The following is a 16,100-nucleotide window of genomic DNA, read 5'->3' as shown; positions in this document are numbered from 1 at the left end:
ATGTTTCGGAATACAAAACAAAAAATTGCAATTGGTACTTTATTATTCATTGTTGGGCTAATCGTTGTTAGTTTCCAAACAAAACCGATTACAGGGAAAACAGAACCCAAATCTTCTTTAAAAAAACCAGGGCTGACTCCAGACCCATTTGCTTTATACCAAAGTATTCCTCCCTATATTTCCGATGTTTCCCCTTCCGACTTACCTTCCAATATCGACTTTAGTGCGGACTTTCCTATACCAATGGACCAAGGCACAGGAAAAGATAACGTAGGTTTTACAGTCGGATATGGCCTTATTTCATATTTAGAGGCTGGGAAAAAAGGGATTCGCAATTTAGCTTCCATTGGTCCTAATTCTGCGAATGGACAAAAACTTCTGTATTCCGCAAATTTCATTTATAACCAATTGAACAGTGGAAAAGACCAAGCAGTTTCCTTACTCGATGCCTTGGTTCTTGCAACAAGCAGAGGTTCTGTTCCGATTGAACTCATGAATGAATCAAATAACAATCTGAGGGTTCGGCCAAAAGCAAACATTGTAGAAATAGGACGAAAAGCTAGACTTGGGCGAATTTTTAAAATTGAACCTCACGACCTCTCTTCCGTAAAACTTGCATTAGCTGAAAAAAAACCAGTTTTAATAGGATATTTGGTTTATGAAAACTTTCTAGATCCAAAACCAGATGCCGTTTTCCAACAAGGCAATGGAGATGTTTTAGGGGCACAATCCCTTGTCATTTTGGGATATAATGACAAAAAAAAAGCGTTTAAAGTTTGGAATACTTGGGGAACCAATTGGGGAGACCAAGGGTATCTTTGGATTTCTTATGATAGTTTCCCAAAACACACCAAATCGATTTATGTTGCGAATCCTTCAGAGGGAAACCAATTACTCACAGAATCAAAATTGATGAATGAATTAGAGTCATTGGAATTTGGTGAACATAATTTATTCCCACCCAAAGAAGTGTATGCATCCCGAGGAGATTATTCTGATCGGATTAGAATCTCATGGTCGAGTGAAAAGCGAGCCATTGGGTACGAAGTGTACAGAAAACGAAAGATCGATACGAAATACCAGCTTGTTGGACTCTCCAAACAACCTTTTTTCGATGATTATGGTGTTCAAAAAAATACTGCCTACCATTACAAAGTAGCTAGTTTAGATGAAAATTATTTATCCAAGCCATCTATTGACTCAAACGATGGTTATGCGTCGGAGCCAACAAAACCTGCAGGGATTTTACCCGTCACGAATTTAAGAGCATCAGTTGCACCAACAAATGACCGCATTATTTTAGAATGGGACAATCATTCCATTCCTACCACTTACATTGTATACAAATGGAACGCCATGGCTAGGATTTTCCGCTTTTTAGGAAAAACTGAAAAAAATTCTTATACGGATTTAAAAGCCAGTCGTAACGGTGACAATGAAATTTACCAAGTTGTTCCAGAACGAAACCAATTAGAAGGAGAGTCCAGTTTTTACGTATCTGCACATTTAGATCCTTCTGAGGTATTAAAACCAAGACCTGAACATTTCACCGCTTCCAAGGGATTGTATCCTGGTGTGACTGTCTTACAATGGGAAGGTTCTCCAAGTGCAACAGCTTATCATATCTTTCGAAAAACAAATGGTTCCTGGCAACGCATTGCAAAAACCACAGACTTACTCTACAAAGACGGGGAACCATCTGGAAAAGAAGCCTTTTATGCTGTCACAGCAGAATTCGATGGGGAGTTGTATAGTTTCCCATCTGAACCAGATATAGGATATGCATCACTTGTTGCAGGGAGGTCTTTAAGTGTAAAGGCTCCTGAATTAACAATCACAGAAAATCGTAAATCTGGTGAACTCTGGTTTAGTTGGAATGTAATTCCAAAGGTCACTTCTTATAAAATTCTGATGAGAAAAAAGAATGAAGAAGACTGGAGTCTTGTGAAAGAAACTTCAGAATCTAATTTTAAATTACAAAACCTTTCCAAAAATGAATTTTACTTTTTTGTGATCCAATCTGTTCAAAAAGGAGTTGGGGAAAGTTTGTATTCCTCTCCCGTTACTGCTGTTTTATCAGAGACTGTACCTGATATTAAAAAAGTAAAAACATTTGGTGAATCCGCCATACAGAAGTTTATCGGGCCTTGGACCGCAATGTATTGGGATGGAAAAAACAAAGTGAAGCCAGTTCGTTTGACCATCGAAGCTGAAGACGCGGAAGGGAACATTGTCATGAAATGGAATGAAAATCCAATCTTTCGTGGCAAAAATATTGTGGATTCTGATTTAATCGAAGAAAAAGGAAAATGGAAAATTAAACTATCTCCAAACTATGAATCCTTATCAGGTGAATTTGAAGATAAAGGTTTAGTTCCAGAAAAAAGCCAATTATCATTCATTCGTGAATGATAATTGGATCCAAATTCACCTATACATATGAATTGATTATTGAGTTTAAAAAATAGTCCCACTTTCGCAGTTTTTTCGACATACTTTTTCTAATCCGAGGCAACTGCCCACAATTGCCGCCAAATCCACGTTACTATACGTTTCTGCACCAGTTGAAACTCGATAAAACGCATCATTCCGCAAAAAACACGAACCTTCTATCGTCGAACATTTGTTCCGCTCATAACATGCAGAACGAAATGAAAATGGCGAACCACAACTCAAAAAAAATAAGATGGTGAAAGAACCAATCAATCTTCTCATAATGAAATGATTTGGTTTTCAAACTCAGCTTGTGATAGAGACGATATCTTTTGAAGGGTACCAGAAAAGTTTTGGAATTTTACCTTTCCTTTTATTTTCACAGGAACATCAAATAAAATCTCACCTTCCACAATAAGTTCTTCACATTCAACTAAAGATGGTAAGGCGACAAACAATGTATCAAATTGTTGGATTTTTTTATAGAATTTTTCATCCAAAGAAACAAGGACTTCACCGAGTCCCTTATTCTTTCGTTCCTTCGTCATTGTTAACGAAAAATCTTCGTTTAAAACATAGGCATCCGAACGGCGGATCAGATAGTCTTCTGTTTTTTTGACAGGTGCGAATCGATCTCTTGGAATAATAATCCCTTTAAACTTTGAAAAATTACCAACAGCACTTCCCATTGCTGTTTCTAGTTGGATCACATCCTTTCCAGACACTTGTTTTGGATTGACGATGAGAGATAAAGAAAAGTTTCCTTGTTGAAATCTCTCTTTAAGTGCACGTAAGTTGATCCAAAGATTATTGGTAGAAAACGTTCTGAATTTTCCGAGCCCACTAAATTCGTGTTCGTGTTCTTTTGGAACTTGAGCCGTTTCCAATAATTCGTATTGAATCATTTTGGCGCCGACTAACTTGCGATAAATAGCTCCGCCTTTTTTATCCGCTAAAGTTTTTGGTGTCATTTCCATTGCAAAATGGATGTTTTCTTTGAGTAAGTAGGATACAATTTGAGGGTCAACTGTTGCGCCCAAATTATCCCCATTGGAGAGGAAAGCAATTTCAAATCCTTTGGAGAGAAGTTCATCTAAAATCCCTTCTTCCATCATTGTGAAATAAATATCACCATGGCCAGGTGGACACCAGTTTTCCTTTTCCACATTGGTTTTGATAGGAGCAAAGGTTTTTGCATCTAATCTTGGAACCTTATGTTGTAAAAAACTAGATCGTAACGATTGTTTGAATCCACTATGATTTAATTCTTTTTGAGAATCTTCTTGGGTATTATAAGAATCCATAAAAAGCAAAGGAACATCGATACCATACTTGTTACGAAGGTATTCAATTTGTTTTGCCATCACGGATAAAAAAGACAAATTCCCTTTGATCGGGATGAGAGACTTTGCTTTGTCGAGTCCCATACTTGTCCCGAGTCCCCCATTCAACTTGATGACAACAAGTTTCGATAGAAGTGTTGTATCGAGAGGATAGGAATCATGAATTGACTCAAGGGAAATTTCATCAGATTTTGGGTCTAAATCCCCTACCTCATCCCAACGTACGATTCCTGTTTCGCCATTACGGACTGCGTCTACTTTAAGAATAAAGTCAGCGATGAACGCATTAGAAAGACCTGCCTGTTTCATTGTCTCGCGGATCAGTTGGTCTACGGTTTCTTTCTCCATTTCATTTCCCTTCGTGTGGTTCCCCTAATTCGATCCGGTGGGGTTCATCAATGATTCCCGGATTCCAGAAAAAAAAGACATGAATATTACGACCTTCCAGTTTTGGAACCGGAGTTGTTTCTTTCCTTTCGTACTTTGGCATAAATACTTCGAAATTGTACACCCAATACTTTCCTTTTTTACGAGAAATCTGACGGATCCCCTGATGGAGAGGGTCCTTCTTAATGAGTTTTCCGTAAGGAAGTGGGTATTTTGTCTCCCAAATTTCAGGGAGTAATTTGGCTGCATCCTCATAGGTCCCAGGATTTGCCGAGAGATAGGACGGCAAAACCAAAAGGAACAAAAAAAAGCGCACCAAATGTAACATAGCTTACTAAAAGGCAATCCTATGTGGAGACGGTTAGAGGTCAATTCAGGAATTCTTCCCCTGGAATTGATTTTCCTAGACAAGAATTGTGTCAGATTGAATCATCAAATTCATGTTTCGATTCATGGAATATCTGGAACGATTTTGGGCTCTCGTATCATTTTACCTGCCTAGTCATTGGTCGATTGAAAACAATAAAGATAAAAATATTCTCATTGTGCCTGGGTTTAGAGCCGGACGTTTTTTTTATGCAAGACTAAAGTCAAATTTAGACAATTTGGGTTTTAAAGTTGGGATTTTGTCTACTTTACGAAACCCCACTTCGTTAGAAGAAGCAATCCAACACTTAGCGAAACAAATTTTAACAGCACCTAACGAAGTTACTTTGATCGCTCATAATACTGGTGGACTATTGGTTTTGATTTTACCAGATGAAGCGAGACGAAAAGTAAAAAGATTAATTACTCTTGGAACTCCGTTTCATGGATCTGATCGATTTACCAATACAAGATTTTCGTATTGGGGTTTTGAATCGGATTGGGTGAAAACCAATTATAAAAACGCATTATTTTTCCCACTTTTCCAACCACTCTCTGCCATTGAAGATTTTAGTTTTCCCCCTCAAGAAAGTACCGAGTTTGGACAAGGACGTGACCTTTGGTTTGACATACCAGGGAATTACAATCTTGTACGCAGGAATGAAAACATCCGAACTTTACGTGAATTTTTAGGAACACCAAAAGATAATATCAATATCACACCAAGTCCAAAAGCAAATCCTGAATTTGCAGTCCCTAAAAAAATTGAAGTTGATTTTTCTAAATATGAACCAGCTGTTTATAAAAAGAATAAGGCAACGTTAGCAAAAAAGAAATCTTCTTCTAACAAAGAGTTGTCGAAACCGACACCAAAAACAAAACCAAATCAGAAAGCGAAACAGACTCCGAAACCAAAGGCAAAACCGAAAAAGAAATCCAAACGGTAATCCATAAAAAAAGCTGTCCACCAAACGATGGACAGCTCCTAAAATCAAAGTTCTAAATTGAACTTAAACTTTTTTTAGTTCTTTTGCACAAGCAAGACAACTGTCTCTACATTCTTTGCAAACTGCATGGTGATTGGCATGTTTGTCACATTCTTTTGCACATGCCTCACAAACTTCCACACATAAATTTGCTAGTTTTTTCGTAAATGATGAACTTTGGCTTGCAAGTTTCACAAACGAGTCACATAGGCTAATCACTTCACGAGTGGAAGCCGCACATGCTGCCATCGCTTTATCACCTTTTCCAAGTTCGGTGATGCAATGACTGAGGCATACTTCAGCAGATAGTTGGCAATGGATTGCTGCCATCATCGCTTTTGCATATTTGGATTTTCCAGCTGTGGGCATAGCACCTGAATGGTCATGGTCTTCTGCGGAAAGTGTTGATAAAATTCCAGAAACAGCAACTGCCATTCCTGCTTTTTGTAATAATTCTTTGCGATTCATATTCTTATCCTTCTGTTGTAATTTTAATCATTCGAAATCGGTTCACCTCATTACAAGGTGTGCCTATCTCAAATCAGAAGGTGGATGGTGCGAGTGGGAGTATGAGGAGGGAGTTTGTGTTGTGATCCAGCAATCCAACTCTCGGTTGGTCTCGGTTTCAATAAGGAAATAAAAGACCCACGGGAATCTGACCAAACAACCAATGTCACCATAGGTTTGCCGATAGAAAGATCCGAATCAGGTGAAGATTGCAGTGATTCTAAGGCAATCGGACAATCACAGTTGTCTTTTTTGTTCGATTCACCTGCTTGTGTTTGGTGGCAAGGAGGGAGTGAGGATTTCTGAACGAAGGATTCAGGTGATAAACATACACCAAATAGGGACGATTTACACCCTAAATAGAGTAAAAACAGCAGAATGAACCCTAAACTTGCCTTACGTTTCATTGTTGTTTCCTTGTCTTTAGACGAAGAACTTATGATCAGATTACCAGTTTAAAATAAATTCTTCAAGCCTTTTCCTGCGACAATAAAGGTTCCAATTGTGGACCCAAATTGGGGGAGGAAAAAAACCAAAAAAATATGCAAAACTCTATTTTTCCAAAACCCTTGAAAGGTTTCTGAATCTTCTGCAATTCTTTCAAAATCTTCTACGAGTGGTTTTCGTAAATAGGACTCAGACAAGGCACTCACCCAACCCGCCTTAAAAATGGGAACAAAGGTTCCAATGGGTGCTGTAATGAAAGCAAGTAAAATGGAAATGGGGTGAGCCCAAGCGATAAGTGCTCCAAGGGCAGCAAGTCCTCCTTTGATGTAGATGAGTTTAGAAAACAAATCCAAACCTGCTTCTCCCCCTTGGCTCCAAGTGGTATAACCAATGAGACCCGCAAAAAACACAGGGTAGATGATTAGACTCAGACTATCCCAAAGTTTTGGTTTGGGTACTTCGTCTAACACCGATAAGTCATTTTGCAAATCAATATTCCTTTCGATCCCAGCGAGGTGGCCTGCTCCCACAACAGCTACCACTTTTTTTACCTTTTTGTCTAAGGTAGAAACGCGGATTTTTTCAGCTAAGTATACATCCCGTTCATCAATGATAACGTTTTTGATAGATTCATATTTTTTAGGAATCTGAGAGAACAAATCTTTAAGGATATCATCCGATTTCATTTCTTCAATTTTTTCATCAGAAACATCTTCTTTGACAAGTAATGATGCAAGTAAGGCACTAAAGAGATACATCTTAGAAAAAAATCCAACATTGCCCCACGAACGTTTGAGAGTGGTTTGGATTTCTCGGTCAACAGGAAGGACCGGTTTTTTGAGTAATCTTCCAAGAGAGATGGCTTTGCGCATTTCATCTCCTGGTTTGATGTCTTGATTCCCCATTTTTTTCTGAAACGAAGAAAGGATGAGGCTCGAAAGTAATAACCACATCTTTCGTTCTTTGAACACTTTAAAAATATCTAATTTTTTAAGATAATCTGGGTCTTCCACAGACTTCATTCGTGATTCACATAACTCAACACAAATGACATCTGGTTTGATACTTTGGATCAGTTTTTCAACTTCTTCCACACTTTGTTTGGATATGTGGGCAGTTCCTAAAATATGGACTTCTGTTTTGTCAATGGTTTTAAATAGGTAAGGTTCTTTGGTTTTGAAACCTTTTTTGGCAGATTTTCTTGGTGGAGTAGTTTTTTTGATTGAACGCATACTGAGAAGTGACTATCTATTATACCTAAATAACGGTTCCTCTCTCTAGAAACAAGAAGAATGTCTATAAAATCCAAAATCATCAATGTGGGAATTGCTGACATTAAGGTCGGAAAAGATACGGATGTACTCCGGACTACATTGGGTTCCTGCATTGGAATCGTCTTGTATGACCCCGACCAAAAAATTGGTGCTATTTCACACATCATGCTCGCAAAAGATCCAACAGGAAAAGACATGAGTAAGTTTCCTCACAAATATGGAGAAACTGCACTTCCAATCCTCATTGATATGATGAAAAAAGAAGGATCAAACATTGGGCAATATTCTTGCCGAATTTTTGGTGGTGCTTCCATGTTCAAAGGAATCAATTCCCAATTCTTACAAAATATTGGGGAACAGAACATTCTCATCGTAAAAAAGTTTATGGAAGAGAAAAAAATCCCAATCATTGTGGAAGATATAGCTGGTAACGAGGGAAGAACCATCAGTCTCTACTGCGATGACGGTCGCGTTTTGCTAAAAAAAGCTGGTATGGAAAAATACCTTTATAAGGTGCGTTAGGCGATATGCTAAAATCAAAAGTTGATGAAGTATTACAAGACGTAAATAAATTACCGGCCATTTCATCGGTTGTTTCCAAGGTATTGGAAAAATTGCAAAAACCCGATGTCAACATTGCTGACTTAGCGCAAGAAATATCTAAAGACCCAGCCATTACGGCCAATGTAATCAAACTCTCTAATTCGGCTTATTACCGAGCTTCCAAACCAATTCGAACTGTCCAAGAAGCATTGATGACATTAGGAATCAAAACAGTAAAAGAAATTGTACTCCTTACTGCTGCAAAGGGAATCCTTGCACAAGACTTAAACAGTTACCAATTGGAAGCGGCACAATTATGGACTGCTTCCTTACTTGTTGCCGAACTTTCTAGTAAAATCGTCCAACACAAAAAGTTAAAAATTGATAAGGACTTAGCCTTCACTTCAGGTCTTTTGTGTAGTGTTGGCAAAATAGTCCTCGCTCAGTTTTTTAGTTCTGTGATGATGCAAATCAAAACAGACCTCAAGGACAACCAAGAACCATTCCCTGCATTAGAAAAAAAATACTTCGGTTACACACACATGGAAGTTTCCGAAACACTTTTAAAACGATGGAATTTCCCTGTTGACCTTACGGATGTTGTGGCAAACTACCTCACTCCTGAAAATTCCAAAGTAAACCCACTCCTCACTTCAGTTGTGCATATAGCAAGTATCCTTATTGTTGTATCAGGGATTGGGATTGATATTGGTGGAGAATCAGTTCCGATTTCACCATTTGCTCTCAGCCAAACAGGTGTTACCGATGCAGATATCGAAACATATTTTGTTCACATTCCTGACTTACAAGCAGGTCTTGCTGATTTGTTAAATGTTTAAAACAAACTAAGGATTTACTCTTAGATGAACATCATTTTTATTGGGGCAAGAGGAGCGGGGAAATCAAAAGTTTCTCGTACTTTATCAAAACAAACAGAAATTCCAGTGGTTTCAACAGATTCTATAGCAGTTTATGAAGCTGGAGGGTTACCAATCCCTAATTTTGTAGATAAAAATGGATGGAAGGCTTTTCGTGAATTAGAATATTCTATTTTACTAAAACTACAAAATGCAAATGGTATTATTTTAGATTGTGGTGGTGGAATTTTATTTGATTTAGATGATGTTGGGAATGAAATTGTGAGCCAAAGAAAATTGGACCTCTTACGTAAAATTGGCCGCATTGTTTACTTAGAACGTGGCATTGAAGAACTTGTGGAAAAAGTAAAAGGGGATAAAACAAGGCCCGACCTTTCGAAAGTAACTTCATACAAACAGATTTTAGAAAAAAGACTCCCTGTTTACCAAGAAGCGGCACACTTTAAACTGAATTTATCCAAACTTTCCAAAGAAGAAGCAGTTGTAAAACTTTTGGATTGGATTGGAATCCAATCATAGTCAAAGAAGTCCCGAGCCTTCCTCACCAACCAAAAAACCTCTTCCATCACTTCCCAAATGGAACGTTGTGATTTAAGCGATCTTCCTATGGAAGTTGCAGTTCGCTTCTTTCTTGTACTCCGCCAAACTTTAGACTGAATATAAAAACGCTATATAAACAATCTTAAATTATACATAATAAGCCAAATGATTAATTGATAGGCATTTTTGCAGCTTTGGTTTTGCCTAAAAATAAATCATTTTGCTGAAAACAAATTAATTGGACAGTACACCCAAATTCTAAAACAAGGTACAGTAATTGCTTTAGTGTAGGGTACGTATGTCAAAATCTAACCAACCACCCATTCTTCCACCACTCGGCCCACAGGCCCAAGGTATGTATGATCCTGCCATGGACAAAGACTCCTGTGGTGTTGGTTTTATCGCAAACTACAAGGGCAAACGTTCCCGTGACATCGTAGACAAAGGGATCCGCCTCATGTGTAACCTCGAACACCGCGGCGCAGAAGGTGCAGATCCAAAAACGGGAGACGGTGCAGGGATTATGATCAACCTGCCTGATGCTTTTTTCCGCAAAAACCTACCCTTCACGCTTCCGAAAGAAGGTGATTATGCTGTTGGATTTTTATTCTTACCTCAAAATGCGGAAGTGCGAGCAGCCGTTGAAAACGTAATCGAAAAAATCATCATCGATGAAGGGGAAGATTTCCTTGGATTTCGTGATGTTCCAGTGAACAAAGAGTATGCGGGTGTGGTTGCCTCCAAAACCATTCCGGTATTCAAACAAGTGTTCATTGGGAAAAAATCCAAAAAAATCAAAACATCAGATGATTTTGAAAGAAAACTATTCCTCATCAGACGACTCATTGACAGACGAATTCGTGCGGAACTTAAACTCGATCGTTCCCAATACTATGTACCAAGTTTTTCTTCTAGAACGATTGTATACAAAGGGATGTTACTTGGTGACCAAGTTAAAAAATTCTACGAAGACCTAAAGTCACCTGACCTCACTTCAGCGTTCTGTTTGACTCACACAAGGTTTTCGACAAACACCTTCCCTACTTGGGATTTGGCTCACCCTTACAGACAAATTGCTCACAATGGTGAGATCAATACTTTACGTGGGAACATGAACTGGATGGCGGCTCGCCAAATGGTTATGCAATCTCCGTTATACGGTGATGAACTCAAAAGAATGCTTCCTATCGTAATGGAAGGCCAATCGGATACAGCAACATTTGATACTGTCCTTGAACTACTTGTGATGGGTGGAAGGTCTTTACCTCATTCAGTGATGATGATGATCCCTGAAGCCTGGTCAAAAAACAAAGCGATGGATGCCGACAGACGCGCGTTCTACGAATACCATGCCACATTTATGGAACCATGGGATGGTCCTGCTGCAATTGCGTTCACTGATGGAAGGATCATTGGAGCCACTCTTGACCGAAATGGATTAAGACCTGCTCGTTATATCGTGACCAAAGATGATGAAGTGATCATGTCTTCCGAGGCAGGTGTTCTCAATTTACCACCAGAAGAAGTCCTTGTCCAAGACAGACTTCGTCCAGGAAGGATGCTCCTCATCGATATGGAAAAAGGACAAATCCTTGACGATGAAGAAATCAAAAAACAAATCTCTACCCAAAAACCATACCGCAAATGGGTAGAGGACAATATGATTCGATTAGGTTCTTTACCAGAACCTGAGAACGTAAAACAACCACAACACGAAACCATTTTAGAAAGACAAAGAGCATTTGGTTACACGCACGAAGATGTGTTTACTCTCATCAAACCGATGGGTGTTTCGGGAGAAGAACCAGTCGGTTCCATGGGTGTAGATTCCTCTCTTGCTGTCCTCAGTGAAAAACCACAACCTCTCTACCGTTATTTCAAACAAAACTTTGCGCAAGTCACAAATCCTCCGATTGACCCAATCCGTGAAGAATTGGTGATGGAACTCACAACATACATTGGTCCTGAAGGGAACCTTCTTTCGGAAGAACCGGAACATGCTCACAGGTTAGAGTTGGAACACCCGATCCTCACAAACGAAGATTTCGAAAAGATCAAACAAATCAGTGAAGGGCATTTTAAAGCAAAAACCTTTGATATCCTTTTTGACCCTTCCAAAAAACATGATATGCGTAACTCACTCGATAGAGTGTGCGCGGATGCAGCAAAAGCCATCAGGGAACAAGGAGTAAACCTCATCATCCTCACTGACCATGCCGTGGGAGAAAAAAAGGCAGCCATTCCTTCCTTACTTGCAGTTGCTGGACTCCACCATTACCTCATCCGTGAAGGCCTTCGCACAAAAGCAGGGATCGTTTTGGAATCTGGGGAACCAAGAGAAGTTGCCCACTTCGCATTGTTATGCGGATATGGTGCCAATGCCATTAACCCATACCTTGCATTCGAAACAATAGCTGATTTGTCTCTCCAAGGACTTTTACCAGAAGTTCCAAACTACAAAGATGCGAAGAAAAAATACATCAAATCCATTGGGAAAGGACTCTTCAAAGTATTCTCCAAAATGGGAATCTCCACATTACAATCGTACTGCGGAGCTCAAATTTTTGAAGCGGTAGGACTTGATTCCGAACTCGTGAACACGTATTTTGCGGGAACACAATCACGAATCGAAGGACTTTCTCTTGAGATGTTGGAAGAAGAAACTGTCAGAAGGCACAAAGCAGCGTATGACCCAACTTTTTTCCCTAACAACTTAGAACCAGGTGGAGTTCATTATTACCGTAAAAATGGAGATAGCCATCTTTACACTCCGATCACAGTTCATAAATTACAGAAAGCAACCCAAGAAAACGATTACAAAACGTTCAAAGAGTTTTCTGCTCTCATCGACAACCAAAACGAAAGAGCGATCACTCTGAGAAGTTTGTTCCAATTGGACTTTGAAGGATCAAAGGCAATTCCAATCGAAGAAGTGGAATCTGTAAAATCCATTCTCAAACGTTTCCAAACGGGAGCGATGAGTCATGGTTCCATTTCTTGGGAAGCTCATACAACTCTTGCCATTGCCATGAACCGCATTGGTGCAAAATCCAATACGGGAGAAGGTGGAGAAGACCCAGTTCGTTTCAAAACCCTTCCGAATGGAGATAGCATGCGTTCGGCGATCAAACAGGTGGCATCTGCGAGATTTGGTGTGACCATGGAATACCTAACGAACGCTGATGACATCCAAATCAAGATGGCACAGGGCGCAAAACCAGGAGAAGGTGGACAGTTACCAGGACACAAGGTAGACAAATACATTGGATGGTTACGTTACTCAACTCCAGGGGTAACACTCATCTCCCCTCCTCCTCACCATGATATTTATTCAATTGAAGATTTAAAACAGCTCATCTTCGATTTAAAAAACTCAAACCCAAGAGCTCGTATCTCCGTAAAACTGGTTTCGGAATCAGGTGTTGGAACTGTAGCGGCAGGGGTTGCAAAAGCCCATGCGGATCATATCCTCATTGCAGGTCACGAAGGAGGAACAGGAGCGAGTCCAATTTCTTCCATCCACCATGCAGGAACTCCTTGGGAACTTGGACTTTCAGAAACCCACCAAACACTTGTTGCAAACGGGTTACGTGATCGTGTGTATCTAGCTGTGGACGGAAAACTCCTCACTGGAAAAGACGTGGTTGTAGGAGCTCTCCTCGGTGCAGAAGAGTTTGGATTCTCCACTTCAGCACTTGTCTCTGTTGGTTGTATCATGATGCGTAAATGCCATCTCAATACATGCCCAGTTGGTGTTGCGACCCAAGATGAATTTTTAAGAAGTAAGTTCACAGGAAAACCTGAGTATGTTGTGAACTTTATGACCTTTGTTGCAGAAGAAGTTCGTGAGATCATGGCAAAACTTGGTTTCAGAACTTTCGAAGAAATGATTGGCCAAGTGGAAAAAATCAAATTCAAACGACCTCACCACCATTGGAAGGCTCGTGGACTTGACTTTAGCAAAGTGCTCCATAGACCAAACCCTGTATTCCCAACAGGTCTCTATCGTGCAAAAGAACAAAACCACCATTTGGATGAACAGATTGATAACGAACTCATTCGTAAATCCCTTGCAGCGATTGACCACAAACAACCTGTAAAAATCCAAACATCGATTGTGAACTTAAACCGTTCTGTGGGAACGATGCTCAGCCACGAAGTCACTAAAAAATACGGAGTGGATGGACTAGCAGAAGATACAATCGACATTGAGTTTACTGGAACCGCAGGACAGTCGTTTGGTGCCTTTGTTACAAAAGGTATGACACTTCGCCTGGTGGGTGAAGGAAACGACTATGTTGGAAAAGGACTTTGTGGTGGAAAACTTATCTTCCAAACTCCTAAAAATGCTCCTTACAAAGCAGAAGAAAACATCGTTATCGGTAACACATGTTTCATTGGTGCCACTAGTGGTCATGCGTATGTAAACGGGATGGCCGGAGAACGTTTCTGTGTGAGAAACTCTGGAGCGCATGTCATTGTGGAAGGAACGGGTGACCATGGTTGTGAATATATGACCGGAGGACGAGTGATCATCTTAGGTGAGATTGGTCGTAACTTTGCGGCTGGTATGTCAGGTGGAATTGCATATCTTTGGGATCCAAAGAAAAATAAAGAAGCTCTCATCAACAAGGAAATGGTCGACTTAGATCCGTTAACTGAAGCTGCTGAAATTGCAGAAGTCAAAAAAATGGTGGAAGACCATAAAAAATACACAGGGTCCAACCGAGCAGAAGAAGTTCTAAACAATTGGGATGAAGTCGTAAAACAAATGATCAAAGTGATTCCGAGAGATTATAAAAAAGCCTTAGAAAAAATGGCTTCTGAAAATGGATCGGAAAAACAAAAAACAGAGGGGGTAACAACTCGTGGGTAAACCAACAGGATTTTTAGAATTTAAAAAAGAATACCTTCAAAAGATTGATCCGAAGGAAAGAGTTAAAAACTATAAAGAGTTTGAAAAACCTTTCCCTGAGGTTGTTGCCAAAGACCAAGGGGCTCGCTGTATGGACTGCGGGATTCCGTTTTGCCATGGCGACACTGGTTGCCCTGTGGACAACCTCATCCCTGAATTCAATGATTTTGTGTACCGAGGTCGATGGAAAGAAGCTTGGGAAAATCTTTCGAAAACCAATAACTTCCCTGAGTTTACGGGAAGGTTATGCCCTGCTCCATGTGAGTCAGCTTGTACCCTTGGGATCATTGAACCACCAGTATCCATCAAGTCAATTGAACGAACCATCATCGACCGTGCTTGGGAAGAAGGATGGGTCATCCCACAAACTCCCGTTTCCAAATCTGGGAAAAAAGTAGCAGTTGTTGGATCAGGACCAGCTGGCCTTGCCGCAGGACAACAGTTAGCGCGCGCAGGTCATACAGTGACTATCTTCGAAAAAAATGATCGAATTGGTGGCTTACTCCGTTACGGAATTCCGGATTTTAAAATGGAAAAAAGACACATCGACCGCCGAATGAAACAAATGGAAGCAGAAGGTGTTACTTTCAAAACCAATGTAAATGTTGGAGTTGATATTACCGCAAAACAATTATTAGCTGATTTTGATGCGGTTGTCCTTGCATGTGGATCTGAAGTGCCAAGAGACTTACCTGTTGAAGGAAGAAATCACAAAGGAATCCATTTTGCGATGGAGTTTTTGACAAAAAACAACAAACACGTCGCAGGTGATGCCATCGACATCATCAATGCAAAAGACAAACACGTGATTGTGATTGGTGGTGGTGATACAGGATCTGATTGTGTAGGGACATCCAACAGGCATGGTGCAAAGTCCGTCACCCAAATTGAATTATTCCCAGAACCTCCTAAAGAAAGAGACAAGTCCACTCCTTGGCCTTTGTATCCAAAGATGTACAGAACATCCACTTCTCATGAAGAAGGAGTGAATCGTAAATGGGCAGTTTCGACAATGGGATTCAAAGCAAATGAGAAAGGTGAAGTCACTGCTATTTACGGATCGGAAGTCAAAGAAGAAAACGGAAAGTTCATCCCTGTAGCTGGAACCGAATTCGAATGGCCAGCTGACCTTGTCTTTTTAGCAATGGGATTTGTTAACCCTGTCAAAGAAGGATTACTTGCTGATTTACAAAAAGAAGGGTTAGAACTGGATAACAGAGGGAATGTCAAAGCAGAATTTGGCACAAAATCTGGATCCTTTGCAACTTCAGTTCCAAAAGTCTATGCTTGTGGGGACGTAAGACGAGGACAATCCCTGATTGTTTGGGCCATTTCGGAAGGCAGAAAGTGTGCAGACCAAGTGCACCATTTTTTGACTTCAGAAGTAGAAGCTTAATCTTTCAACAATATCGCTTAGGGACCACATTTGGAGCAAACTTTCTCGTAACAGGGATAATTTGTTTCCAATTGTGGATTCTGAT

Annotated in this window: 13 protein-coding genes; 7 read left to right on the top strand and 6 right to left on the bottom strand. The window is 40.0% G+C overall.

Features of this window, described 5'->3' with window-relative positions:
- Window positions 1-2,412, top strand: coding sequence for a fibronectin type III domain-containing protein (locus ND812_RS17620; RefSeq protein ID WP_265376645.1), 2,412 nt, complete (start codon window positions 1-3; stop codon window positions 2,410-2,412).
- Window positions 2,413-2,457: 45 nt separating this feature from the next.
- Here the strand turns inward: ND812_RS17620 and ND812_RS18460 are convergent, their stop codons facing one another.
- The 3 genes from ND812_RS18460 to ND812_RS17610 are packed head-to-tail and all read right to left on the bottom strand — an operon-like array spanning window position 2,458 to window position 4,491.
- Window positions 2,458-2,715: an LA_0364 family Cys-rich lipoprotein gene (locus ND812_RS18460; RefSeq protein ID WP_407658616.1), complete on the bottom strand. Its 258-nt coding sequence runs from the start codon at window positions 2,713-2,715 to the stop codon at window positions 2,458-2,460.
- Window positions 2,712-4,124 carry a UTP--glucose-1-phosphate uridylyltransferase gene (locus tag ND812_RS17615; protein ID WP_265376644.1) on the bottom strand — a complete coding sequence of 471 codons (1,413 nt, stop codon included), beginning with the start codon at window positions 4,122-4,124 and terminating at the stop codon, window positions 2,712-2,714. Before ND812_RS17615 ends, ND812_RS18460 begins: the two co-directional genes overlap by 4 nt.
- A 1-nt stretch (window position 4,125) precedes the next feature.
- Window positions 4,126-4,491 carry a hypothetical protein gene (locus ND812_RS17610; RefSeq protein ID WP_265376643.1) on the bottom strand — a complete coding sequence of 122 codons (366 nt, stop codon included), beginning with the start codon at window positions 4,489-4,491 and terminating at the stop codon, window positions 4,126-4,128.
- Between the two features lie 112 nt (window positions 4,492-4,603).
- On the opposite strand from ND812_RS17610, the gene ND812_RS17605 reads away from it, so the two are divergent.
- Complete coding sequence (locus ND812_RS17605) at window positions 4,604-5,476, top strand: esterase/lipase family protein (protein WP_265376642.1); 873 nt, start codon at window positions 4,604-4,606, stop codon at window positions 5,474-5,476.
- Between the two features lie 63 nt (window positions 5,477-5,539).
- Here the strand turns inward: ND812_RS17605 and ND812_RS17600 are convergent, their stop codons facing one another.
- The 3 genes from ND812_RS17600 to ND812_RS17590 all read right to left on the bottom strand — a co-directional run bounded on the left by ND812_RS17600 (window position 5,540) and on the right by ND812_RS17590 (window position 7,701).
- Window positions 5,540-5,983: a four-helix bundle copper-binding protein gene (locus ND812_RS17600; RefSeq protein ID WP_265376641.1), complete on the bottom strand. Its 444-nt coding sequence runs from the start codon at window positions 5,981-5,983 to the stop codon at window positions 5,540-5,542.
- A gap of 68 nt (window positions 5,984-6,051) precedes the next feature.
- On the bottom strand, window positions 6,052-6,429 hold the full coding sequence (locus tag ND812_RS17595; RefSeq protein ID WP_265376640.1) for a hypothetical protein: 378 nt from the start codon (window positions 6,427-6,429) through the stop codon (window positions 6,052-6,054).
- Window positions 6,430-6,477: 48 nt separating this feature from the next.
- Window positions 6,478-7,701, bottom strand: a complete 1,224-nt coding sequence (locus ND812_RS17590; RefSeq protein ID WP_265376639.1) for a TraB/GumN family protein — start codon at window positions 7,699-7,701, stop codon at window positions 6,478-6,480.
- Window positions 7,702-7,761: 60 nt separating this feature from the next.
- On the opposite strand from ND812_RS17590, the gene ND812_RS17585 reads away from it, so the two are divergent.
- From ND812_RS17585 to ND812_RS17565, 5 genes are all read left to right on the top strand, one after another.
- Complete coding sequence (locus ND812_RS17585; protein ID WP_265376638.1) at window positions 7,762-8,265, top strand: chemotaxis protein CheD; 504 nt, start codon at window positions 7,762-7,764, stop codon at window positions 8,263-8,265.
- Between the two features lie 5 nt (window positions 8,266-8,270).
- Window positions 8,271-9,125, top strand: a complete 855-nt coding sequence (locus ND812_RS17580) for an HDOD domain-containing protein (protein WP_135637860.1) — start codon at window positions 8,271-8,273, stop codon at window positions 9,123-9,125.
- A 24-nt stretch (window positions 9,126-9,149) separates the two neighbouring features.
- A complete protein-coding gene (locus tag ND812_RS17575) occupies window positions 9,150-9,683 on the top strand; it encodes a shikimate kinase (RefSeq protein WP_265376637.1) in 534 nt (177 codons plus the stop codon).
- Between the two features lie 319 nt (window positions 9,684-10,002).
- Window positions 10,003-14,580 (top strand): glutamate synthase large subunit, encoded by a 4,578-nt coding sequence (gene gltB, locus ND812_RS17570; RefSeq protein ID WP_265376636.1) that lies wholly within the window; start codon window positions 10,003-10,005, stop codon window positions 14,578-14,580.
- A complete protein-coding gene (locus tag ND812_RS17565) occupies window positions 14,573-16,015 on the top strand; it encodes a glutamate synthase subunit beta (protein WP_265376635.1) in 1,443 nt (480 codons plus the stop codon). Before gltB ends, ND812_RS17565 begins: the two co-directional genes overlap by 8 nt.
- Window positions 16,016-16,100: the final 85 nt, after the last annotated feature.

The sequence above is a fragment of the Leptospira limi genome, from assembly GCF_026151395.1.
GTDB lineage: Bacteria > Spirochaetota > Leptospiria > Leptospirales > Leptospiraceae > Leptospira_A > Leptospira_A limi.
Note: the sequence above shows the minus strand (reverse complement) of the source record. Positions and strands in the feature narration are given on the sequence as shown.

Coding starts and splice junctions, on each gene's coding strand:
- ND812_RS17620 (WP_265376645.1), top strand. CDS start 1: ATGTTTCGGAATACAAAACAAAAAATTGCAATTGGTACTTTATTATTC.
- ND812_RS18460 (WP_407658616.1), bottom strand. CDS start 2,715: ATGAGAAGATTGATTGGTTCTTTCACCATCTTATTTTTTTTGAGTTGT.
- ND812_RS17615 (WP_265376644.1), bottom strand. CDS start 4,124: ATGGAGAAAGAAACCGTAGACCAACTGATCCGCGAGACAATGAAACAG.
- ND812_RS17610 (WP_265376643.1), bottom strand. CDS start 4,491: ATGTTACATTTGGTGCGCTTTTTTTTGTTCCTTTTGGTTTTGCCGTCC.
- ND812_RS17605 (WP_265376642.1), top strand. CDS start 4,604: ATGTTTCGATTCATGGAATATCTGGAACGATTTTGGGCTCTCGTATCA.
- ND812_RS17600 (WP_265376641.1), bottom strand. CDS start 5,983: ATGAATCGCAAAGAATTATTACAAAAAGCAGGAATGGCAGTTGCTGTT.
- ND812_RS17595 (WP_265376640.1), bottom strand. CDS start 6,429: ATGAAACGTAAGGCAAGTTTAGGGTTCATTCTGCTGTTTTTACTCTAT.
- ND812_RS17590 (WP_265376639.1), bottom strand. CDS start 7,701: ATGCGTTCAATCAAAAAAACTACTCCACCAAGAAAATCTGCCAAAAAA.
- ND812_RS17585 (WP_265376638.1), top strand. CDS start 7,762: ATGTCTATAAAATCCAAAATCATCAATGTGGGAATTGCTGACATTAAG.
- ND812_RS17580 (WP_135637860.1), top strand. CDS start 8,271: ATGCTAAAATCAAAAGTTGATGAAGTATTACAAGACGTAAATAAATTA.
- ND812_RS17575 (WP_265376637.1), top strand. CDS start 9,150: ATGAACATCATTTTTATTGGGGCAAGAGGAGCGGGGAAATCAAAAGTT.
- gltB (WP_265376636.1), top strand. CDS start 10,003: ATGTCAAAATCTAACCAACCACCCATTCTTCCACCACTCGGCCCACAG.